Origin of the sequence: Nocardia flavorosea NBRC 108225 (assembly GCF_001613385.1) — a bacterium.
Lineage (GTDB): Bacteria > Actinomycetota > Actinomycetes > Mycobacteriales > Mycobacteriaceae > Nocardia > Nocardia flavorosea.
In genome coordinates this window covers 66,917-87,661 of sequence record NZ_BDCG01000004.1, presented here as the reverse complement: position 1 = coordinate 87,661, position 20,745 = coordinate 66,917, and the positions used below count along the sequence as shown (strand labels likewise).

General features: G+C 67.5%; 23 protein-coding genes. 14 read left to right on the top strand and 9 right to left on the bottom strand.

Annotation, left to right across the window (positions count from 1 at the left end; translation table 11 throughout):
• Positions 1-37 precede the first annotated feature (37 nt).
• A complete protein-coding gene (gene serS / locus NFL01S_RS04305) occupies positions 38-1,300 on the bottom strand; it encodes a serine--tRNA ligase (RefSeq protein WP_062971718.1) in 1,263 nt (420 codons plus the stop codon).
• Positions 1,301-1,454: 154 nt separating this feature from the next.
• Here serS and NFL01S_RS04300 point away from each other — a divergent pair, with 154 nt between their 5' ends.
• The 5 genes from NFL01S_RS04300 to NFL01S_RS04280 all read left to right on the top strand — a co-directional run bounded on the left by NFL01S_RS04300 (position 1,455) and on the right by NFL01S_RS04280 (position 5,698).
• A complete protein-coding gene (locus NFL01S_RS04300; protein ID WP_084492397.1) occupies positions 1,455-2,738 on the top strand; it encodes a septum formation family protein in 1,284 nt (427 codons plus the stop codon).
• Positions 2,739-2,752: 14 nt separating this feature from the next.
• Entirely contained in the window at positions 2,753-3,103 is a 351-nt protein-coding gene (locus NFL01S_RS04295; RefSeq protein ID WP_084492396.1) for a metallopeptidase family protein, read from the top strand.
• Between the two features lie 175 nt (positions 3,104-3,278).
• Positions 3,279-3,611: a PE family protein gene (locus NFL01S_RS04290; RefSeq protein ID WP_062971714.1), complete on the top strand. Its 333-nt coding sequence runs from the start codon at positions 3,279-3,281 to the stop codon at positions 3,609-3,611.
• Between the two features lie 102 nt (positions 3,612-3,713).
• Positions 3,714-4,871 carry a PPE domain-containing protein gene (locus tag NFL01S_RS04285; RefSeq protein WP_062971712.1) on the top strand — a complete coding sequence of 386 codons (1,158 nt, stop codon included), beginning with the start codon at positions 3,714-3,716 and terminating at the stop codon, positions 4,869-4,871.
• 41 nt (positions 4,872-4,912) lie between these two features.
• Positions 4,913-5,698: an ESX secretion-associated protein EspG gene (locus NFL01S_RS04280; RefSeq protein WP_245670513.1), complete on the top strand. Its 786-nt coding sequence runs from the start codon at positions 4,913-4,915 to the stop codon at positions 5,696-5,698.
• Between the two features lie 334 nt (positions 5,699-6,032).
• Here NFL01S_RS04280 and NFL01S_RS04275 read toward each other — a convergent pair whose 3' ends face one another.
• The 3 genes from NFL01S_RS04275 to NFL01S_RS04265 form a co-directional block, all read right to left on the bottom strand.
• Positions 6,033-6,698 (bottom strand): histidine phosphatase family protein, encoded by a 666-nt coding sequence (locus NFL01S_RS04275; protein ID WP_062971708.1) that lies wholly within the window; start codon positions 6,696-6,698, stop codon positions 6,033-6,035.
• On the bottom strand, positions 6,695-7,612 hold the full coding sequence (pheA, locus tag NFL01S_RS04270; protein ID WP_062971706.1) for a prephenate dehydratase: 918 nt from the start codon (positions 7,610-7,612) through the stop codon (positions 6,695-6,697). The genes NFL01S_RS04275 and pheA overlap by 4 nt, the downstream gene beginning before the upstream one ends.
• Positions 7,613-7,694: 82 nt before the next feature.
• Entirely contained in the window at positions 7,695-8,126 is a 432-nt protein-coding gene (locus NFL01S_RS04265) for a hypothetical protein (protein ID WP_062971705.1), read from the bottom strand.
• 178 nt (positions 8,127-8,304) lie between these two features.
• Between NFL01S_RS04265 and NFL01S_RS04260 the strand changes: the two genes are divergently transcribed.
• The 5 genes from NFL01S_RS04260 (at position 8,305) to NFL01S_RS04240 (ending at position 12,663) form a co-directional block, all read left to right on the top strand.
• Positions 8,305-9,063 (top strand): DUF2470 domain-containing protein, encoded by a 759-nt coding sequence (locus tag NFL01S_RS04260; protein WP_062972368.1) that lies wholly within the window; start codon positions 8,305-8,307, stop codon positions 9,061-9,063.
• Between the two features lie 61 nt (positions 9,064-9,124).
• The gene (locus NFL01S_RS04255; protein ID WP_062971703.1) at positions 9,125-9,904 is read left to right on the top strand and encodes a CPBP family intramembrane glutamic endopeptidase; all 780 of its coding nucleotides are present in this window, start codon (positions 9,125-9,127) and stop codon (positions 9,902-9,904) included.
• 88 nt (positions 9,905-9,992) lie between these two features.
• Positions 9,993-11,387, top strand: coding sequence for an LCP family protein (locus tag NFL01S_RS04250; RefSeq protein ID WP_245670512.1), 1,395 nt, complete (start codon positions 9,993-9,995; stop codon positions 11,385-11,387).
• A 77-nt stretch (positions 11,388-11,464) separates the two neighbouring features.
• Positions 11,465-12,019, top strand: coding sequence for a ferritin (locus tag NFL01S_RS04245; protein WP_062971701.1), 555 nt, complete (start codon positions 11,465-11,467; stop codon positions 12,017-12,019).
• A gap of 92 nt (positions 12,020-12,111) precedes the next feature.
• The gene (locus NFL01S_RS04240; RefSeq protein WP_033243815.1) at positions 12,112-12,663 is read left to right on the top strand and encodes a ferritin; all 552 of its coding nucleotides are present in this window, start codon (positions 12,112-12,114) and stop codon (positions 12,661-12,663) included.
• Positions 12,664-12,932: 269 nt separating this feature from the next.
• Here NFL01S_RS04240 and NFL01S_RS04235 read toward each other — a convergent pair whose 3' ends face one another.
• From NFL01S_RS04235 to NFL01S_RS04220, 4 genes are all read right to left on the bottom strand, one after another.
• Positions 12,933-13,853 (bottom strand): DUF5926 family protein, encoded by a 921-nt coding sequence (locus tag NFL01S_RS04235; RefSeq protein WP_062971699.1) that lies wholly within the window; start codon positions 13,851-13,853, stop codon positions 12,933-12,935.
• A gap of 74 nt (positions 13,854-13,927) precedes the next feature.
• Entirely contained in the window at positions 13,928-14,713 is a 786-nt protein-coding gene (locus tag NFL01S_RS04230; RefSeq protein ID WP_051157003.1) for a glycerophosphodiester phosphodiesterase, read from the bottom strand.
• A complete protein-coding gene (locus tag NFL01S_RS04225; protein WP_062971697.1) occupies positions 14,710-15,696 on the bottom strand; it encodes a DUF4328 domain-containing protein in 987 nt (328 codons plus the stop codon). The genes NFL01S_RS04230 and NFL01S_RS04225 overlap by 4 nt, the downstream gene beginning before the upstream one ends.
• An 81-nt stretch (positions 15,697-15,777) precedes the next feature.
• Positions 15,778-16,146 (bottom strand): rhodanese-like domain-containing protein, encoded by a 369-nt coding sequence (locus NFL01S_RS04220; RefSeq protein WP_062971695.1) that lies wholly within the window; start codon positions 16,144-16,146, stop codon positions 15,778-15,780.
• 479 nt (positions 16,147-16,625) lie between these two features.
• On the opposite strand from NFL01S_RS04220, the gene NFL01S_RS04210 reads away from it, so the two are divergent.
• The 3 genes from NFL01S_RS04210 to NFL01S_RS04200 all read left to right on the top strand — a co-directional run bounded on the left by NFL01S_RS04210 (position 16,626) and on the right by NFL01S_RS04200 (position 18,977).
• Positions 16,626-17,264, top strand: a complete 639-nt coding sequence (locus NFL01S_RS04210; RefSeq protein ID WP_062971692.1) for a hypothetical protein — start codon at positions 16,626-16,628, stop codon at positions 17,262-17,264.
• 342 nt (positions 17,265-17,606) lie between these two features.
• Positions 17,607-18,230, top strand: coding sequence for a superoxide dismutase (locus NFL01S_RS04205; RefSeq protein ID WP_033243809.1), 624 nt, complete (start codon positions 17,607-17,609; stop codon positions 18,228-18,230).
• A 219-nt stretch (positions 18,231-18,449) separates the two neighbouring features.
• Positions 18,450-18,977 carry a hypothetical protein gene (locus NFL01S_RS04200; protein WP_062971690.1) on the top strand — a complete coding sequence of 176 codons (528 nt, stop codon included), beginning with the start codon at positions 18,450-18,452 and terminating at the stop codon, positions 18,975-18,977.
• Positions 18,978-19,061: 84 nt separating this feature from the next.
• On the opposite strand, the gene NFL01S_RS04195 is transcribed toward NFL01S_RS04200, so the two are convergent.
• Positions 19,062-19,436 carry a hypothetical protein gene (locus tag NFL01S_RS04195; RefSeq protein WP_062971688.1) on the bottom strand — a complete coding sequence of 125 codons (375 nt, stop codon included), beginning with the start codon at positions 19,434-19,436 and terminating at the stop codon, positions 19,062-19,064.
• Positions 19,437-19,976: 540 nt separating this feature from the next.
• On the opposite strand from NFL01S_RS04195, the gene NFL01S_RS04190 reads away from it, so the two are divergent.
• Positions 19,977-20,711, top strand: coding sequence for a TMEM165/GDT1 family protein (locus tag NFL01S_RS04190; RefSeq protein ID WP_062972364.1), 735 nt, complete (start codon positions 19,977-19,979; stop codon positions 20,709-20,711).
• Positions 20,712-20,745: the final 34 nt, after the last annotated feature.

Genomic DNA, 20,745 nt, shown 5'->3' with positions numbered 1-20,745 from the left:
GGATATCGAGTACCCCGAAACCGGTGAACCGAACCGCTCAGCCCACCGGGGTCAGCACATCGGTACCCACGAACGGCACCAGGGCGGCGGGCACCCGGACCGAACCGTCGGCCTGCTGGTGGTTCTCCAGCAGCGCGACCAGCCACCGGGTGGTGGCGAGCGTTCCGTTCAGCGTCGCCGCGATCTGCGGTTTCCCGTTGTCGTCGCGGTAACGTACCGAAAGTCTGCGCGCCTGGAAGGTGGTGCAGTTGGAGGTCGAGGTGAGTTCACGGTAGGTGCCCTGGCTGGGGACCCAGGCCTCACAGTCGAATTTGCGGGCCGCCGAACTGCCCAGATCGCCCGCGGCGACATCGATGATCCGGTACGGCACGTCGAGGGCGGCGAGCATATCGCGCTCCCAGGCCAGCAGCCGCTGGTGTTCGGCGTCGGCGTCCTCGGGCCGGCAGTAGACGAACATCTCGACCTTGTCGAACTGATGAACCCGGATGATCCCCCGGGTGTCCTTGCCGTAGCTGCCGGCTTCCCGCCGGAAACACGACGACCAGCCCGCGTAACGCTTGGGGCCGGCGCCGAGGTCCAGGATTTCGCCGGAGTGGTACCCGGCCAGCGGCACCTCGGAGGTGCCCACCAGGTACAGATCGTCCTCCTCGAGGTGGTACACCTCGGCCGAATGCTGACCGAGGAACCCGGTTCCGGCCATGATCTCCGGACGGACCAGCACCGGCGGGATCATCATCGTGAAACCGTTGGCCACCGCGCGCTGCGCCGCCAACTGCAACAGCCCCAGCTGCAGCAACGCGCCGTAGCCGGTGAGGAAATAGAACCGCGAGCCCGATACTTTGGCCCCGCGTTCCATATCGATCACGCCCAGTGATTCACCGAGATCCAGGTGGTCACGCGGTATGAAATCGAATTCGGGCACATCGCCGACGGTCTCGAGCAGGACGAAATCGTCCTCCCCACCGGCCGGTGCGCCGTCCTGGACGATATTCGAGATCGCCCGGTGCGCTTCCTGCAGTTCGGCCTCGGCGGCGTGCTGCGCGGTCTCGGCCTTTTTCACCTCGGCCGACATCTGCTGCGCCTGCTCCAGCAGCGCCGGACGCTCTTCCTTGCTCGCCTTGCCGACCTGCTTACCCATGGCCTTGTGCTCGGCCCGCAATTTATCGGCGGTGGCGATCGCGGACCGGCGCGCGCTATCGGCCGTGAGCAGCGCGTCGACGAGTGCCGGGTCCTCGCCCCGGGCTCGCTGCGAGGCGCGGACCAGCTCGGGATCATCGCGCAGGAGTCGGAGGTCGATCATGGCTGACCAGCGTAATGGGCGCTGATTTCCGGCCTCAACCGAGTATCTCCCCCACGGGCCCACGCCGGTCCCCACCGGTTCTCGCACAAGTGCGCCATACCGATCGGCCGGGTTCGTGGCACGTTCGGGTGTGGCGCTGCCATGATGGACCGCGATGTCCTCCGAAAATGAGCCTGCAAACCGGCCCGGCCTCCGTGGCGGCCAATCGTTGCGCTCGCGTACCGCCCGCCCGGGCCGCGGTCGCAAGACCGATACCGCGCGGACCCGGTCCGGTGATCCGGCATCCCCTGACGGGCCGGACCACGATCCCACGGCGGTGCCCTCCCCACGCCGGGGGAAACGGCCGGGGCCGGCGGGGTCGCGTCCGAGTGCGGCGGCAGGTCCGCGACCGAGCGGCAAAGGCAAACCCAAACGGGTCCCCGCGCCGCGGTTGCGCTGGAGCCTGCTCGCGGTGGCCGTCGGCGCGATCGTCGCGGCGCTGGCCACGCTGATGCTCAGCGGGTTCGACAACGATTCGAACCTGCAGGCACGCAGTCCGGGCGGGGTGGTCGCAAAGGCGGACAAGGTATTCGCATCGGTGGCTCCGGGCGATTGCCTCACCTGGACCAAGCCGGACCATTCGGATCTGGTGGAACTGGATTGCGCCGAGGAGCATTTGTTCGAGGTCACCGATACGGTCGATCTGAGCCGGTACCCCGGCGCCGAATTCGGGCCCGGTGCTGTCTGGCCGGATTCGCTGCGGCTCACCGAACTCCGCGAGGAACATTGCGTGCCCGCAGCCCAGCGCTACCTCAACGGCCGGTTCGACCCGCGCGGCAAGTACGCGGTGGGATTGATGTATCCGAGCAATGACGGCTGGAACACTTCCGGCGATCGCATCCTGCGCTGCGGTTTGCAGGTACCCGGATTGAGCGGCAACCCGCTGCCCAATACCGGTCGCGTGGCCGAAAGCGACCAGTCCAAGGTGTACGAGCCCGGCGTCTGCCTCGGGATCAGCCAGAACCTGCCGACCGATCCCGTCGACTGCGCCCAGGAACATGCCGTCGAAATCGCGTCGACTATCGATCTGTCCGCCCGGTTCCCCGGCGGGCCCCCGTCCAAGGACGACCAGGACAGATTCCTGGAAGAGGAATGCGGCCGGACCACCAACGACTATCTCGGCGGCCCGCATGTGCTGCGGGACAAGACACTGACGGTGTTCTTCGATTTCATCGATGCGCGCAGCTGGCTGGCCGGTAGCCGGAAGTTGAACTGCATGATCGGAAAGGGCGCGGACCAGGAAGGTTTCGCACCGATCGTGGGTCCGGCGCGCGGCCGGATCATGATCGACGGTCAGGAGCCCGTACCGCCGCCGAACTCGGGCCGCTCCACTCCCACCCCGTTGCCGGGTGCGGCGCCGCTGCCCCCGCAGCCGGAGCCGCGGCCCGCGCCGCGCTGAGACGGAGCGTCACTGTGCCGGTAACCATGTCGGAGACCCGTTTCGAAGAGCTCGTCGGGGATGCGCTGGACCTGATCCCCCCGGAGTTGTCCCGGGCCATCGACAACGTGGTCGTGCTGATCGAACCGCGTAATCCCGACGATCCGCATCTGCTGGGGCTCTACCACGGGATCGCGCTCACCGAACGCGACAGTCATTACGGCGGTTCGCTTCCCGATACGATCACCATCTATCGGGAGGCCCTGTTGTCGATCTGCGCCGACGAGGACGAAGTGGTGGAGGAGGTACGGATCACCGTGATCCACGAAATCGCACACTATTTCGGGATTGACGAAGACCGGCTGCATCAGTTGGGATGGGGTTAAGCTAAGCCTGGTCTACGCGACGCGCCGGCAGGGGATGCACGGGCGCGGGGCCGGACCGCACCGGAAGAAGTTCTGGATTCGATGGAACCGCTCGCGGGGGTATCGCGTCCAATGTACTCGTAGGGGGAATTCTCGTGGTTCCGCCCAAGAGCCGCCACAAGAAGGAGTCGAGGACATGATTGGCAATGTCGGCGTCACACCTGAGCTCATCCTTGCCGCAGCGGTCGAACTGGACCTGCTCGCCGACCGGCTGGCCGGGGTTGCCGCGGCCACCGTACCCGCCACCTATGTCGCGCCGTCCGGCGCCGACGAGGCGTCGATACACGGTGCGATGCATATGAACAAGGGTGCCGCCACCCACCAGACCTCGCTGGCGCAGGCTGTGCTCGAGCTGCACCACACCGCCGCCATCCTGCGTACCCAGCTCGCCGGATACCTTGCCCAGGACGCGGCCTCGGCCGGTGTACTGGCGCTCACCGGCGCACCGTTCGGCGCGATCAGCGCCTAGGCCACCGATGATCTCGAACGCGCCGCACCGCGGCGCGGACCACGAGCGCGCGTGGCGCGACCGCCGAAGTATCAGCGATAGTTCACAAGGGGAGAAACAAGCATGACCGCAGGTATCACCGGGGTGTTCTGGCTGCCCAGACTCGCCGAGGGGAATTCGATCGCACTGAACGCGGGATCGCACGCCATCCCGATGTCCGGGGCCGCCACCGCGTGGGGCGCACTCACCGCGGCCTGGGTGGATGCCAATGCCACGGTGGTCCGGGTGATGGCCGAACTCGGCGTCGGTATGCAGAGCGTCAACGGTATCGGCGCCCTGGCCCGCCTGGTCGGCTTCACCGGCTGGGCGCAGCAGCAGGGTGCCATGGCCGCGACGCTGGGCACCAAGGCCGCCTCGCAGGCCACTGCCTACACCGTGGCCTCGATCGCCATGCCGAGCCTGCCGGAGATCGCGGCGGTGAACGCGGCCCGCGCCGCGGCTCACACCACCGGTGGAGTCCTCAACGGCAGCTCTCAGGTTGCGGAAACGGCCAAGGCCGCCCTGGATCTGCGGGCAGCACTCACCATGGAGACGTACGAGGCGGCCATTACCGCGCTTGTGCTGACGCCCGGCGAATTCCTCAACCCGCCGCCGATCGCCAACGGCGCCGGCCAGGCCGATCCGGGCCCCGCCGAGGATGCCATGAAGGAAGCCAACGGCGATCCGGTGAAGATGCTGGCCGCGGCGGGTAGTGCGCTGGCCCAGAATCCCGGTGTCGCGAGCGCGGTCACCCAGGCCGCGAATGTTGCCGGTTCGGTGGCGAGTACCGGTGTCACCACCGTCGGCAATCTCGGCGCGAATGCCATCGCCGCGGCCACCACCACCTCGGCACCCGCATCGGTGGCGCCGATGCCCGGCATGGTGACCGGCGCGGTAGCGGCATCCACCGCGGCGGCCGCGACCCGGGCCGGTGGTGTGCCCAGCTCGGCCCTGGGACTGAACAACGGCGGGCTGAAAGTACCCGAGGGTTGGGGGGCTCCACCCGCGAGCGGCGCCGCGCCCGCCACCGAATCCGTCGCCGTGACGCGCGGCGAAGCCGCCCCCGTCCGGCCGGCCGGCCCCGGCACCGCCGGGAGCCCGCTGATGGGTAACGCCCGTGCCGGACGCGAGGACGAGCAGGATCACGACGCGGCCGATTACCTGCGTGGTAATCATTTCGCCGACGGGCGCTATATCGCGGACGGCGTCATCGGCGCCGAACCCCAGCGGTCGGACAAGTGACGGTGCTGGGTGGGGGGCGCGGCGCGTCCATACTCGCGGCGGTGTCGTTGTCGCTCGACGAAATGCAGTATCTCCTGGAGAAACTGGAGATCGACGAAGTCCCCGTCGTGCTCGACGCGCGGGGTCGCTACGACAACGAGGTCGACCACGACAGAGCCATGAAAGCCGCCGAGCAGTTGCTGACCGAACGGGAACTGCTCGACGGCGATCATATCCATCCGGAGCTCGCCGACCGGCTACGCGGCCTGTACCGGCCGCACTGGGAGGTGGCACTGCGACTCTTCGTGGGCGGCCAGGCGAGCCGGATGTGCCTGGCGAAGGGCGACGATTTGGTGACGGTCGCCCTGCGTGGACCGGTGTCCTACATCATCGATGAGGCCGGCGAGGATCTACCAGGACCGGTGATGGCGGCACTCGGTCCCGCTCAACCGCTGGAACTGACCGGAATGAATGCGCCCACCGAACAACTCGTGCCGATTTTCGACGATACCGGCGATCCGGCGGCCACCGCCGCTCGGCTGGCGAAGGTCGGCAATCCCACCCGGGATGCGCAAACCATCGCATCGGCCATGGCACATTGCGAATCGCATGCCGAAATCGTGGGGGTCGTCTACGGGGACGCGAGTCGCGATATCGCCGACAACCATATCGCCGTATTCAATACGCGGGCGGGCCGTTTCATCGCCACCGCCAGCCTCGCGGACGATGGAACCAAATGGACGTCGTTCAGCAGCGGTACGGATGCCCGGCTGCGAATCGCCCTGCAGGATCTGATCAATTCGCTGCCCGAGCGTTCGGAATTCCCGACCAACCCTGCGCTGGCCTGATCGGCCGGGCCTGTCGAAGCCGATTCCCCTGCGCGTTGCTCATGGTCGACGGAAACGAGCAGAGGTACTCGGCGTCTCCGAGTGGCGTCCCGGAGCGGGGCCGCATCCACTGAGGTGTGGCCCCGCTCCCGGAGATATCGCTCAGGTGCCTGCCGGTTTGCGCATTTCCTGCGCGCCGGCCAGGCATATCGCGGAAGATCCCCGCGCGGCACAATGGCGTCCCGGTCCCGACTCGCCGTGCCGACGGCGCGTACCCGGCGCGGTTCAGCTACTGCCGTCCGACCTGACCGGCCCACCGGCGCTGCCCATGGCAGTGGGCGCCCGGGAACGCTCGCTACCCCATGGGATCGTCGGCGCCGAATTCCGCCTTAGCGCCGAACGGCGGGGTGAACCGGCCCCAGCGGACACATTCCCAGCCACCGCCGGGCCGTGCGACCAGTTCGATCGTCTCGGTGTTGTCCAGATGATTGTTGGTGGTGAAGGGCGGGGCCACCCCGGCCAGCTCCCGGCCCAGCAGCCGCATGGCGGCGCCGTGGGTGACCACCAGAACGTCGCCGCCGTCACCGGCTTCCAGCAGATATTCCGCACGTAGATCGGCGATTGCGGGAAGAAAGCGGTCGAGCACATCGCGACCCGATTCTCCGCCGGGAACACGCTCGGTCAACCTGCCCTCATGCCAGGACCGGTAGATCGCCTGGAACTGTTCGTGGGCTTCAGGACTGGCCGATCCGTCCAGGTCACCGAGCTGTACCTCGTGTACATCGTCGCGGCCTATCGCCCGCACTCCGGTGGCCGCCTCGATATAGCCCGCGGTCTGGCGTGCCCGCAGCGCATGCGAGTGGAAGAGGGCGCGCGGCGGGGTCAGCAATCCCTCGCCGAAGGCCTTGGCCTGGGCGGCGCCGCGTTCGGTGAGCGGCAGGCCGGGCAGTTTGGTGTCCAGGATCTTGGCGACGTTACCTTCGGTTTCGCCGTGCCGGACCAGGATGAGTTTGGCGGTCACAGGTCGGCCACCCCTTTGCGTAGCTGGGTCAACCAGAGCGCTGCATCCTCGTCCGACGGTGGCGGTGTGCCGTTCGCGGAGGTCGCGGGCCAGGAGCCGAGGAAACGGATATGCGCCGTGCGGTGCAGCGCCTTCAATGCCTCGGCCACCGCGGCATCTTCGATATGGCCGACGCAGTCGAGGTAGAAGCGGTAGGTGCCCATACCGGTCCGCGTAGGCCGGGATTCGATTCGGGTGAGATCTATTCCGCGGGTGGAGAATTCGGCAAAGGCACGCATGAGGGAACCGGGCAGGTTCGGCAGTTCCTCGATCACGATCGAGGTGCGGTCGCTGCCGGTGGGGGCCGGCGCCACGCGCGGCGCGGTGACCAGCACAAACCGGGTGACGGCCTGGTCGTGGTCGGCGACCCCGTCGGCGAGCACCGTCAAGCCGAGTCGTTCTCCCGCCAGCGCGGTGGACACCGCGGCGTCCGCCAGGCCGTCGCGGACGTCTTCCGCGGCGGCGGCATTCGAGTTGGAGGTGTGGATCGAGACATCGGACCAGGTATCGGCCACCCAGTTGCGGACCTGGGCCAATGCGACCGGGTACGCGGCCAGTGACCGGACGGCGGCGATATCGGTTCCGGGCCGGGCAAGGATGGTGAAGGTCACTTCCAGTTCGGTTTCGGCGACGATCTGCAACCGCGGTCCGATGGCCAGCGAGTCCAGGGTCGCCGAGATGGAGCCGTCCACCGAACTTTCGATCGGCACCACCGCCGCGGCCGCGGAACCCGCACGCACCAGGTCCAGGGCGGCTGCCTGACTGGGAGCGGCAATCCGCTCGACCGGCCCGTCGAAGGACCCCGAGTTTTCGAATTCGGCGAGGGCCATCTCGGTGAATGTTCCGGACGGACCGAAATAGGCGATACGCGGCACGTCTACGAGCGTACTTGTGCGGGCAGTGTGCTCGCCCCCGGTATCGGGGACTCGAATCCGCGGGCGGGAAGACGCCCGTGGGTCAGCCTCCGGTCTCCGCCGGGCGTAGTGCCGCACGCAACGCGCGCTCGGTCTCGACCGGCGTATCGCTCTCGATCCCGAGCAGTATTTCCCGGACGGCATCGGCTGCGCCATTGGAAAGTCCGGCCAAGAATGCGGTATCCGGGCTGTTCAGCGCCTTGCGGATATCTTCGCCGCACAGTGCGGCGACCGTGCCGGCCAGGACCGCCAGGGCCTGTGCGCCGCCCTCGGCGCGGGCTACGAAACCGTCCGGGCGGTGGGCGGCCTCGGCCAGGAAGTCGGCGATGCGTTCATCCGGTAGGGCCGGGTCCAGCCGGCGTTCGCCGGTGAATTGCCCCGCCGGTACGACCAGGCCGTCCACCAGTCCGCGTTCGACCACGCGTTTGGGAACGCTCAGTTCCACCAGGACCGGTTCGGACTCGCCTGCGACCACTCTTCGATCGTAGGCAGGGCGGCGGCGTAGGCAGCGGGCACCCGGTCACTGCCACCGGCTGCAGAACATCCCGGGCGATCCACGCGGCGATCCCCTTGCGCGACACCCGACTTTAACTTAGCTTAGGTTTACCTAATTCTCGATCGTGAAGCCGGGTCCGCCCGCACTGGAGGTACCGATGGCGCCGACCGCCCCCGCCCCGTCCACCGCCGAACGCGTCCGCAGCGCCTGCGCACACGCCGAACAGGCCGTTCTCGCGCTGCCCGGCGCCGATCCGACCCCCGTCCCGGTGCACTATCTGCGCCAGTGCGGCGACGTGGTGATCGCGGTGCCGAACGAGAGCGCCGCGGTCTACGCCGCTCGGGAACAGGTCGCCGGTGCAGCCGCCGTGCTCGAACTCACCGATCACGCCCCGCTGCCGCTGCGCGAACCGGTTCGGGCGCTGGTCTGGCTACGCGGCTGGATCCGTGCGGTGCCGGCCCGCGCCCAGCGCACCCTGGTCACCGCCGTCGCGGAGGAATATCCACACCCCGGCCTGCTCGATATCGGCCACACCACCACCCTGCTCCGGTTGGTGCTGAACTCGGCGGTGGTCGCCGATTCGGCCGGCGCGGAATCGGTCTGCGTCGACGCTCTGCGACTCGCCACCCCCGATCCGTTCTCCGGGATGGAATCGGCGTGGCTACAGCATCTGGACGCCGATCACGCCGATGTGGTCGCCCAGTTGGCCCGGCACCTGCCGGCCCGGCTGCGCCACGGCCGGATCCACCCGCTGGCCATCGATCGCTACGGCCTCACCCTGCGCATCGAAGGAATCGACGGCGATCACGATTTCCGCCTGCCCTTCGCCACACCCGCCGAAGATGTCGAGGCGCTGAGCCGAGCGGTCCGCACCCTCGCCGGCTGCCCCTTTCTCAACGGTTTGCGTTCCATCTGACCCCGGCGGCCCGCGCACCTCCGGCCACGCCTGCGGGGCAGTGGACCCATAAGTTCGGTACATGAGCGAAAGCGGTTGGACGGTTGGTGACCGGCTACGGGAGCAGCGGGCTATCCGGCTCGAAATTCTCGTCGTCCTCGGTGTCACGTTCGGCCTGAGCGGGGTGAATGCTGCGCTGTCGCTGCTGGAGAGCGCGCTGGCGCCGGGCGGTGTCGGTGAGCAAACGGTCGCGTTGAATTCGTCGCGGACGAGTCAGCCGGTGCTGGATCTGCTGTTCCAGCTGCTCGGTGTGGCGCGTTTGGCCGCGTGGGCGGGGCTGGCTCTCTACCTGCTGTGGCGCAGCGGGCTGGGGACTCGGGCGATCGGTCTGGCCCGGATGCGTTCCCGGCCCGATGTGATGCACGGCGTAGTACTCGCCGCGGCGATCGGGCTTCCCGGCTTGGGGCTGTATCTCATCGCCCAGGGCCTGGGGGTCAATGTGACGATCGTGCCGGACGCACTGGCCGACCATTGGTGGCGGATGCCCGCGCTGGTGCTTTCCGCCTGTGCCAATTCGGGTGCCGAGGAGATCGTGGTGGTCGCCTACCTGCTGACCAGGCTGCGCGCGCTGGGCTGGTCGGATAATTCGGCCCTGGCCGCTTCGGCGCTGCTGCGTGGCAGCTATCACCTTTACCAGGGGCTCGGCGGCGGGATCGGCAATGTGGTGATGGGCGTGATCTTCGGACGGTACTGGCAGCGTACGGGCCGGCTGTGGCCGTTGGTGATCGCGCACGCAGTGATCGATGTGGTGGCCTATATCGGCTACGGGGTGTTGCGCGGGCGGGTGTCGTGGCTGCCGTGAGGTCCGGCGCGTAACCCGGCTGGACACGATCGACGCCCCCACCTGGGGCGTAGTCTCGCCGGTCCCGCCGCTGACGAACACCGGCGAGATGGATAAGTACAGTCTGATGATGATGAACGGCGACGACCCACGGATGCGCCGGGTGCCGCCGCAGAACGGAGCACCCGGACGAGGCCCCGCGCGCCGGCCCACCCCTCCCCCGCCCCGTGGCGGGCGCCCACCGGTCGAACCGCCGCAGGTCATCCGCCGCGGTCCGGGCCCGTCCCGTGGCGGGCGGCCCACCGAACGCTATGAACCGCCCCGGGCGTACTCCCAGGCCCCCGAGGGACGGCAAGCTCCGCCCGCGCGCCCCCCTGCGCCGGGACGTGGCGGTAAACCCGGTCCGCGCACCCATGCACCCACGCAACGTCCGGTGCCTTACCGCGAATCCGAGTACGCGCCCAACCGGCGCCCGGCTCCGGACCACGGGGGGCGCAGGCGGCCACCGCCGGCGGGCCGGAATGCGCCGTACGGCGGTGCCGCCCCGCATCCGCGACGCCGCCGGAAACGTCATCTCGGCCGGTGGGTCCTGGTTTTCCTGTTGGTGCTGATCAGCGCGCTGGTGTACGGGGTCGTGAAACTCGACGGTTCGCTGACCCGGATCGACGCGCTCGGCGATTACGAGGACCGGGTCGGCAATACCGCGGGTACGAACTGGCTGCTGGTCGGATCGGACAGCCGGGCCGGGCTGTCCGATGAAGAGACGCAGGGCCTGGCCACGGGCGGTGAGGTCGGCGACGCACGCACCGACACCATCATTCTGGTGCATATCCCGCCCTCGGGCCGCACCACCTTGGTGAGCCTGCCGCGCGATTCCTATGTCGGTATCCCGGGCTACGGCCAGGACAAGCTCAATGCCGCGTTCGCTTTCGGCGGGGCGCCCCTGCTCACCCAAACCGTGGAGATCGCTACCGGGCTGCACATCGATCACTACGCCGAGATCGGCTTCGCCGGTTTCGCGGGCGTGGTGGACGGGCTGGGCGGTATCGATGTGTGCGTACCGCAGGCCATCAACGATCCGCTCGCCGGCATCGATATCCCCGCGGGCTGTCAAGAATTGAACGGCCCGCAGGCGCTGGGCTTCGTGCGCAGCCGGGCCACCGCGCTCGCCGATATCGACCGGATGAAAAATCAGCGACTGTTCCTTTCGGCCTTGCTGGAGAAGGCGACCAGCCCCGCCACCCTGGCCAATCCGTTCGCGCTGTGGCCCATGGCCAGTAACACCGCGCGCTCGCTGACCGTCGATTCCGACGACCATATCTGGGACCTCGCCCGGCTGGGCTGGTCGTTACGGGGCGACACCCTGGCGACGAGCGTCCCGGTGGGTGGATTCACCGATACCGCGAGCGGCAATGTCGTGCTGTGGGCGAAGCCCGATGCCAGTAGGTTCTTCGAAGCGCTGGCCAACGGTGATCCGGTCCCTGCGGAACTCACCACCGAATGAGCCCCCCCGGGCCGGGCGACGACCACTGGTCGCGGCCCGGGCTCCGGACCTGTCCGTGAACGCGCGATAATCGATATATGCACGACAGCGACCTGGCTCAGCCGTTCATCGCCCTCCTACGGGCCCAGGTGCAGCACGGGCTCACCGCTTCGCAGCAGTATCTGGCCGCGGCGGTGTACTTCGATATCCAGCGGTTGCCGCGGCTGGCCGCGCATTGCTACGGCCGATCGGACCAGCAGCGCGGGCATGCGCTGCGGATCGTCCAGTATCTGATCGACCGGGATCTCGAGATCACCATCGGTGGCCTCGGCGAAGTACGCCAGACCTTCGAATCACCTCGTGCCGCAGTGGCATTCCTGCTCGCGCGCGAGCAGACACTGACGGATCAGGTCACCGAACTCGCCAACGTGGCCCGGGAATGGGCGGATTTCCTGGGTGAACAATTCATGAGCTGGCTGCTCGAATGCCAGCAGCAGGATGTGGCCGGTATGTCGACATTGCTGGCTGTGATCGATCGCTCAGCCGGGAATTTGTTCGATGTCGAGGACTTCGTGGCCCGGGAGCTGCCCGCGGTCGCACCGCAAACGAACAGCTCGGTGCCGAAAATGGCCGGAGCCGGTAGAAATAAATAAGGCAATACTATCCTCATTCGAATAAGGCAACACTAGCCTCAATAAGGCTGCACTTGGATGACATAGCCCCATTACGGCGTTAATGTCAAGGCATGTCCAATCATCCGGAGAGCCCCCGCAGCAAATTCCACGGATTGCTGCACGATCAAATTCGGCACGAGTTCAATGCCGAGCACCAGTACATCGCCATCGCCGTGTGGTATGACAACGCCGACCTGCCCCAACTGGCGAAGCGTTTCTACGCGCAGGCCGTCGAAGAACGCAATCACGCGATGATGATCGTCCAGTATTTCCTGGATCGGGATATCAGCGTCGACATTTCCGGCGTCGATGCAGCAAAGTCGCATTTCGAGAATTCTCGGGAGCCGATCGCGCTGGCACTCGATCAGGAGAAGACCGTTACCGACCAGATTGTCCAGCTGGCGAGCACGGCCCGCGAAGAAGGCGATTATCTGGGCGAACAGTTCATGCAGTGGTTCCTCAAGGAGCAGGTCGAGGAAGTCGCGAAGATGACCACGCTGCTCACTGTGGCCGACCGCGCCGGTTCGAACCTGTTCGATCTCGAGGAGTTCATCGCCCGCGAGATGAGCGATGACCCGACCTATGCGCCGGGCTCACCTTCGGTGGCCGGCGGCCATATCTGATAACTGGACAGTCCGCCCGGCCGAGTGCCGCCGTGATGCGGACAGCTCGGACGGCGCCGGTGGACTGTTCCCGGATGATGAATTGGGAGCATCGGCCGTCCCGGCCTACTGCGCCGAGGTCGGGCGGCCGATGCTCCAGCACGTCAGCCGGCGCCGGGTCGTGTGTCGGCTGACGTTCGTCGCCGGGGGGTTCCAGAAACGGCGACCCCTGAAACTTAGCGGAGATCAGCTTCGGAAAGAAGGGTTTTTCGGAAATTCCTCCGTTTTATTCAGCGGAGGGTCACCTGACGCGAGCGCAGCCCGTCCCGTGAACGCCGCTGATCCGAGGTCAGCGGAGCGTCGACCGCCAGCGCCTCGGTCAAACGCTCACCGAACTCCGTTGCCGGCGTAGCCCATTCGCTTACATGCCGCTCCGGATCGAGATCGAAGACCGGAACCAGCAGCCCGTGCGTACGGAACGAACCGGCAAACCGCGACCCCTCGCCGAGATGCAGCCCGCCAGCCGCGTGCAACCGGGCCAGCGCCAGCATCAGATCATCTTCGGACTCCGGCCGGACCCAGCGCAGATGAGCCTTCTCGCCGGCATCCACCCACCAGGGCGCACCGATCGCCTCGGGCCCCAGATCCAGCCGATCCGACGGCATGATGGCCTCTTTGGCCTGTTCGATGGTGGCGGCGATCTGCGGATCGGGTTGCACCCCTTCCGGCACCCACCAATCGAAATCCTGGTGCACCACCAGATCCAGCGCAGCATCGGCCACGATCACATCGGAAAGCGCGGGCCCGCCCGGCGCGGCATGCGCCACGGCCAGCGAATCACCGGGTTCGGCGGATTGCGACCACAGGATCGACGCCGCGATATCCGCGGCCGGGTCCGCCGTCGGGGCCTGAACCTGCACACCGACGTATCCGGTCGGAGTGTCGGCGGCACGTACCAGCGCCGCCACCGCCCCCGGCAACACGGTCGCCAGGACTACCGGCCGCTCGGCGGCGACACCGGGAGCAAGCGCCAATTCGGCAGTCGCCGACGGGACGAACTCGCGCAGCGCGACCAGATCGCATTCCGCGGCCAGACCCTCGAAAGGCCGGGCAACGGCAGTTTCGGCCTCCTGCAACGCCGCTCGCCGCTCGGCCAGACGCTGGGCCCGGTTGCCTCCGGGTTTCGGACTATTGCGTTTGCTCTTACCCACGGCTGGTCAAATTACACGGCATACCGGTTCACCGGCGGCAGGCCACTCGGTTCGGAGCCCGGCGAGTAGCCGCTTCAGCGGTTGGCGAGGACAGCCTTCGCCCGGCCCGGATGGTTCGTCGCCACCCAGCTCACTCCGAGATCCGCGCACAGCGCGATATCGTCGGGTTCGTCGACCGTCCAGCAGTAGGTCGCCCGGCCGGCCGCGGCGGCCTTGTCCACCAGCTCCGGATGCTCCCGCAGAGTTTTCACCGAGGGCCCCACCGCGGTCGCGCCCACGGTGGTCGCCGCACTTCCGCCCAGGTAGCGGGAGGATTCACCGAGCAGCACGGTCGGCAGCAAGGGCGCCGCCCGGCGGATCCGCCAGACCGCGGTGGCCGCGAACGACATCACCACCGCCCGCGAATGAGCCGCCGACGCCGGCGTGGCGATCCCGAATCGCTGCAGTTCGGCCAGCACCTTGTTCTCCACCAGCGACCCGTATCGGACCGGGTGTTTGGTCTCGATGAACAGTTTTGTCGGGCGGCTGCGCCAATCCAGCACCAGGCCGATGAGTTCGCTCAGCGTGAGCACACCGGCCGGGGATCCGTCACCGAAGTCCAGTTCCTTCAGCTCGGCCAGCGTCAGCTCGCTGACCAATCCGGTACCACTGGAGGTGCGGTCCACCGTGCGATCGTGCACGCAGACCAGATGTCCGTCGCGGGTGAGCCGCACATCGCATTCGACCCCGTCGGCGCCCTCTTCCAATGCAAGTTCGTAGGCCGCCAGCGTATGTTCCGGACGCGCGGCCGACGCGCCGCGGTGCGCGACCACGAACGGCGCACGCGGGCCCTGGACCGACTGGTCGCTGTGCTCGCTCACTGGGCCACAACCTCCTGTGCTGCTCGGCCGGCACCGTCCCGGGATTCTGCCGACCCGGCGTCCGGCGCCGTGCTCACCGTAGCGGCACCGCTGGGACGCACCGGTTCGATCAGCGGAGTCGCCGGGTCGACGGCCACCACCCAGCGGTGGGCAAGCCGGTCGCGGCCGCGCAGATCGCGGCCCTCGACCGTGCGCACGACCCAGAGTGTCAGCACGGCGACACCGGCCGCGGCGAGATCGGTCAGCGCGGTGAACAGCACACCGTCGGCCTGGGCCTGCAGCGAATCGGCGGTCCGCCAGTACAGCGCGGCCAGCGCGAGCAAGCCGCCGAGAACCCAGGCCGCCCACCAGACCCGCACCGCCCGCAACGGGCGCGGGTCACTGCGTTCGGCCAGGACTTCCGAGAGGAAGACCCCGGGCCAGATCAGGTTCACCACCGGAATCAGGCAGCCCAGCGCCAATATGCGCGGTGAACGCGGGTCGCGCCGGCCGGTCGCGGCGAAGGTGGTGCGACGTATCTCGATCAGCCAGCCCAGCGCGGCCACCGCGGCGACCAGCGCCATGATCAACGCGAACAGTGCGGCGGTGTTCACCAGCGCGTCGGAGAACCACAGCAGCGGCGGTTCGATCAGCCGGGTGCGGTTGCGCAGCAGAAGCAGGTATCGGCCGAGTTCGGCCACGGCGGCCAGACCGAACAGCACCGCGGTGGCCAGCAGCGCGGTGTACACCCAGCGGGTGAGCGTGCTCAGCGGACGGGGGTGTTCGCGGTCCCGCGCAGCTACGGGGCGGTCCCGTAACCCCCAGCGCGGAATCTCGGTGTACCGGGGTGTCGCCGCGGACACCCGGCCCGCCCCGGCGGTGCGGCGGGAACGGTCGAGGCGACCGGGCCGGCGGGCGACCCAGCGGTAATTACGGCGTTGCGGCGGGGCGTCGATCGGGCCCGGGGACAGCAGAACACCACGGCACCGCGGGCACCAGTGCATCGGCGTACCCTGCACCGCCCAGCGTGTACCGCAGCGGGCACAAGGCTGCACCACCGTACTCACCGCGCACCTCGCAATTCGTCAGTAGATCGTCGCGGGCCCGGGGCCCTCGCCGGCCAGCGGACGGCCGAGCTGCTGCCAGGCCACCATGCCGCCGGCCACGTTGACCGCTTCGTATCCGATGTTCACCAGATACTTGACCGCCTCCATCGAGCGGCCGCCCTGCCGGCAGACGACATACAGGTCGGCGTCGGGATCCAGTTCGCCGTAGCGCGCCGGGATATCGGACAGTGGGATGTGCACGGCGCCCGGCGCATGGCCGAGCTGCCACTCGTCGTCTTCACGCACATCGAGCAGGACGACGGCAGCCGCCTCCGCCTGCCCGGGCGGCTGATCGAATTCGGCCGGTACGGCCTCGACCGATACCGACGGGACCCCGAAGCTCGTCACGTTACTGATCCTGCCACAACCGCCGGTACCGCCGCCGGGTCCGGGGCGAGCGTCCGGTCAGTGCCGGCCGGCGGTCCACAACTGTCCGGACCGAACCGACACGCCGGGCGCTGCCGAAGATTCGCCGGATCGGGATACCGCGTCGATCCGATGTTGCGCGGGCCGCATCCATGGACGGCTTCATAATGAGTAATATGCAAAATTCGCATCGTGTCCCGGCGCAATCAGCTACCATTCAGCGCACCATTATCCCAGGTTCCCCGAATCGACGGCTCGACCTGCGGTAACGGTGGACCCGAACGGCCGATCCGGTACTCCCCTCCAAAAAATCCCGGAGCGGCCGTCCGGCCACCGCATCGCGCCGCGCCCCGTCGCGACCCGATAACCAGTTGGACGCCACCGGCGCCGAATCGGTTCCACCGGATCCGGAAAAATCGAAAATCCCCTGATCCCCGTGCTGATCTCGGTAATCTGGCGCCATGACATCGACCAGGGGGTTACTCGACGAATTGGACAAGGCCGGTCTCGACAAAGCACTTTCGGAGGCCGGATGCCTGGGATCGGCAGTCGATTCCGAGGCCAAACGACTAGTACTCGACCTCGAGGTGCTGAGCCTGCCGGAGCAAACCGCCGGCATCGCCCCCGGTGAGGCCACACCGGGCACCCGCACACAACGGGTGCACCTCATCTTCCACGGCGTCACAAGAATTGCCGCATCGTTGCGGATGCAAAGGTGGGACGATCTGGCACCACGAATCCTGCCGCTGGAGCTCACCGGCCTCGACGCCGCGGTCGCCAGTTTCGGCGGTAGCCGGCTTCACGGCTGGGAATTCGTCGACCTCGACGACAGCAGCTGGACGCTGTGGAGTGAACTGCTCAGTTTCGATACCACCATCGACACCGGGATCTCCCGGCATGTCCTGGAGTTCTCCCAGGAAGAAGGGGTCGACCCGCGCGAACTCGATGTCCGGGTCTGGTTCGATTCGGTCACCGCACAGCGCGCCGATGGAGAACCCGTTCCGCTTGCGGATCTGGTCTCCGGTTCGCAGCGCTGGTGGGCGGCCCACGACAAGGGCGACCCGCGCGCATCGCATCCGGGTATCGCACCACCGTTGTGAATCATCGCCGAGCGGTCCGCCGCGGAGCCGCCGGGAAACGTCTGCTGCGCCGCGGCTTCCGTTGCTCGGATAGCGCGGTGGAGGGGTGAGGGCCGGCACCGGCGGCCCCCGGCCGAGTCCGGTGACCGTCATTACCTTCCGCGCGGAAGGGCCGCCGACCCGCCTCCGGCCAGGTCGGCCCGGCGGGTAGCTGCGGACATATCACAGGACCGGAACAAAAATGGTCGGTTTCGCCTCCGATGTGGAATGGTGGGGTGTCGGGGCGAGTTGGACCGATCGGGTGTACGAATGGTCGGGAGCATCCCGTAACGGACGCGCTCGACCCGACAAGGAAGGGACATCGTGGCTGAGTACACGCTGCCAGATCTGGATTACGACTACGGCGCCCTGGAGCCGCATATCTCCGGGCAGATCAACGAGATTCACCACTCGAAGCACCACGCGACCTACGTCGCCGGGGTGAACACGGCGCTGGAGAAGCTCGAAGCCGCGCGCGAAGCCGGCGATCACGGCGCCATCTTCCTGCACGAGAAGAATCTCGCATTCCACCTGGGCGGTCACGTCAACCACTCGATCTGGTGGAAGAACCTCTCCCCCAACGGCGGCGACAAGCCGACCGGCGAGCTGGCCGCCGCTATCGACGACCAGTTCGGTTCGTTCGACAAGTTCCGCGCGCAGTTCACCGCCGCGGCCAACGGCCTGCAGGGCTCCGGCTGGGCGGTGCTCGGCTACGACACCCTCGGCCAGAAGCTGCTGACCTTCCAGCTCTACGACCAGCAGGCCAATGTTCCGCTGGGCATCATCCCGCTGCTGCAGGTCGATATGTGGGAGCACGCGTTCTACCTGCAGTACAAGAACGTCAAGGCCGACTATGTGAAGGCCTTCTGGAACGTTGTCAACTGGGCCGACGTCCAGGAGCGTTTCGCCAAGGCGACCAGCCAGGCGAAGGGCCTCATCTTCGGCTGATTGCCGCGTCGTGATCGCCGGGCCGAGTTCCGGCCGGGGAGGCGACGTAGCCTACCGAGCCCGCGGACCCTCGAGGTCCGCGGGCATTTCGGCGTTTGCCGGTGAACTGGCACTCTCTGGTACTTGTGTGCCAGATGACTTCTGGGAGATGCTCGAACTTCACAAGGGCCTCGAATTTCACAAGGGCAAGGCCGCCCCGGTATCCGTACGGGAGGCATCATGCGCGGCAACGGTCAAATCGGCGTGACGCCGTTCCACGCCGGCGGAACACTGCGCGGTTTCGTGATCTCCGGCCGCTGGCCGGACACGACCAAGGAATGGTCCCAGCTGCTGGTGCTCGCGGTACGCGTGGCCTGCATGCCCGGCCTGCTCACCACCTCGACCGTCTTCGGAGTTCGCGAAGACCTGCCCGATGATCCGGCACCCGATACGGTCGGGCTGGTGATCGCGGAGGGCCCGGTGCTGGGCAAGGAGGGTGTGCAACCGGGACTTTTCGGCGAGCACACACCGCCCGCCCTGTTCATGCTGCATCCCCCGGCGGAAACCAATCCCTCACTACCCGAATGCACAGGTGCCGCTTCCGGATGCGTACTGCTGCCAGGGCTGCCGCACCTCGGGCTGGAACACCGGGCCGCCTGGGCCGAGGCCGAGGCGGACGGGACAGTTACTTCCCTGGTCAGCAGGGTGGGGCTGGACCCGATCAGCGATCCCGATACCGCCGTACTGGCCATGTTGCTCGCCGCCTGATCCGGTGCCGAGCCCGGCAGATCTGCGGGCTCGCGTCGATACCGCCATCAGCGGTTCCACGATCGGTGGCGGCCGAACCACTGGTTACTGCAGCTTCGACAAGATCTCCGCGAGCTTGTCCATGACAGCCTGCTGGCCTTGCTGCAGGGTGGCAACGTCGGCGCGCAGCTCCGCCTGCCCGGTGTCGAGCCGAGCCTGCCCGGCTTCGAGCCGAGCCTGCCCCGCCCGCAGATCCTGAACATCGGCACGCAGCTTGGTCTGCCCGGCTTCGAGCCGAGCTTGGCCGGTCCGCAGATCCTGGACGTCCGCGTGCAGACTGCCGAGCTCCCCCACAACCGCATTGTGGTTGCTATCGATCCGAGCTCGGAGACCCCGGACCGATTCCGGTTCCCGATCGCGCTCGTTGATTATCTGCACAACCTGGGCTTCCAGCACAGCCAAGCGGTTCTCGATCGACATCTGACGTGATCCTCTCGTTGGTCGGTAGTGTACCGAGCGACCGGGCCCATCAGGCTTACGTTCGGTCACACGGCTCACGGTTCTCGGTGATCCGGCCGCTCACCGGCCGGAAGCATTTCCCACAACTCGCAAGGACACTCCGGCCACACCTCGGTCCGACCCGGCGAGGACCCCACGCTTCGATTCAGGGCTCGCGGTCTGATTGCTGGCGTGATGCCATAAAACCGTTCCGGACGACCGGACAACGGTTATCAGGGCCCCCTAACTATGTCGCTACCTTACCCAAACTTATTGCCGGAAGCCATGTTTCACAGTTGCGTAATTGCGACACCGACGTCGATGCGATAGAGTTGCCGACAGCGAAGGGGAGTAGCCCCCAATCACGCGGTCGACATACTGACCACGCCGCCCCCGGCGGCGGGTCCGGTCGCGTGAACCGGTACCCCGGTGGGCGAGACCTTCGGCCGGACAGCTATCGCGTTGCCGGCCGGAGGCGACCTGCATCCGGCCGGTGAACCGGAGGATCGGGAGCCCCTGGAGATGATCGCCACCATCGGACTCGCCATCGGTATCGTTTTCCTTGCCGAACTGGGCGACAAGTCCCAGCTCATGGCGTTGACCTTTGCCCTGCGCTATCGCTGGTGGGTGGTCCTCGGCGGGATCACCGCGGCGACGGCCGCCGTGCACGTGCTCTCGGTCGCCGTCGGGCATTTCCTGGGTTCGGCCCTACCCACGACAGCCATTGCCTGGGTCGCGGCGGTGACCTTCCTCGCAGTCGGCGTCTGGACGCTGCGCGAACTCACCGGAGACGACGACGGCGAACCGTCTCCGCCGAGGTTCGCCACCGCCGCGCCCTTCTTCGTCGTCCTCTCCGCCTTCCTGCTGGCCGAACTCGGGGACCGCACCATGTTCGCCACGGCTGCGCTCGCCACCGACAACAACTGGGCGGGGGTCTGGCTGGGCTCGACCATCGGGATGGTCGCGGCCGACGCGCTGGCCATCGCGGCGGGGATTCTGCTGGGCAAACACCTCCCCGAACGGGCCATCGGATTCGGCTCGGGGTTGCTGTTCCTGTTCATCGGCGCACTGACCGCCCTGAACACCGCGGCCCCGGCGATCGGCCTGCTACCGGCGATCGGTCTCGCGCTGGCGGTACCTGCCGCAGCAGCCCTGACGTTGTGGTGGCTGCACACCCGCCGGATGGCCCGGGAAATGGTTGTGACCTCGGCAGACACCGAGGATATCGGCGAGCGACCGGCCGGTGGGCAGCGCTAGCATCCGATGACCGATCGGCGCAAGGGGACCGTCC

Bases quoted from the DNA above. Each gene is read 5' to 3' on its own strand.
- NFL01S_RS04255 (WP_062971703.1), top strand. From the start codon at position 9,125: ATGAGCGAAAGCGGTTGGACGGTTGGTGACCGGCTACGGGAGCAGCGG.
- NFL01S_RS04200 (WP_062971690.1), top strand. From the start codon at position 18,450: ATGCGCGGCAACGGTCAAATCGGCGTGACGCCGTTCCACGCCGGCGGA.
- NFL01S_RS04285 (WP_062971712.1), top strand. From the start codon at position 3,714: ATGACCGCAGGTATCACCGGGGTGTTCTGGCTGCCCAGACTCGCCGAG.
- NFL01S_RS04260 (WP_062972368.1), top strand. From the start codon at position 8,305: ATGGCGCCGACCGCCCCCGCCCCGTCCACCGCCGAACGCGTCCGCAGC.
- NFL01S_RS04300 (WP_084492397.1), top strand. From the start codon at position 1,455: ATGTCCTCCGAAAATGAGCCTGCAAACCGGCCCGGCCTCCGTGGCGGC.
- NFL01S_RS04245 (WP_062971701.1), top strand. From the start codon at position 11,465: ATGCACGACAGCGACCTGGCTCAGCCGTTCATCGCCCTCCTACGGGCC.
- NFL01S_RS04195 (WP_062971688.1), bottom strand. From the start codon at position 19,436: ATGTCGATCGAGAACCGCTTGGCTGTGCTGGAAGCCCAGGTTGTGCAG.
- NFL01S_RS04240 (WP_033243815.1), top strand. From the start codon at position 12,112: ATGTCCAATCATCCGGAGAGCCCCCGCAGCAAATTCCACGGATTGCTG.
- NFL01S_RS04225 (WP_062971697.1), bottom strand. From the start codon at position 15,696: ATGCACTGGTGCCCGCGGTGCCGTGGTGTTCTGCTGTCCCCGGGCCCG.
- NFL01S_RS04290 (WP_062971714.1), top strand. From the start codon at position 3,279: ATGATTGGCAATGTCGGCGTCACACCTGAGCTCATCCTTGCCGCAGCG.
- serS (WP_062971718.1), bottom strand. From the start codon at position 1,300: ATGATCGACCTCCGACTCCTGCGCGATGATCCCGAGCTGGTCCGCGCC.
- NFL01S_RS04210 (WP_062971692.1), top strand. From the start codon at position 16,626: ATGACATCGACCAGGGGGTTACTCGACGAATTGGACAAGGCCGGTCTC.
- NFL01S_RS04250 (WP_245670512.1), top strand. From the start codon at position 9,993: ATGGATAAGTACAGTCTGATGATGATGAACGGCGACGACCCACGGATG.
- NFL01S_RS04190 (WP_062972364.1), top strand. From the start codon at position 19,977: ATGATCGCCACCATCGGACTCGCCATCGGTATCGTTTTCCTTGCCGAA.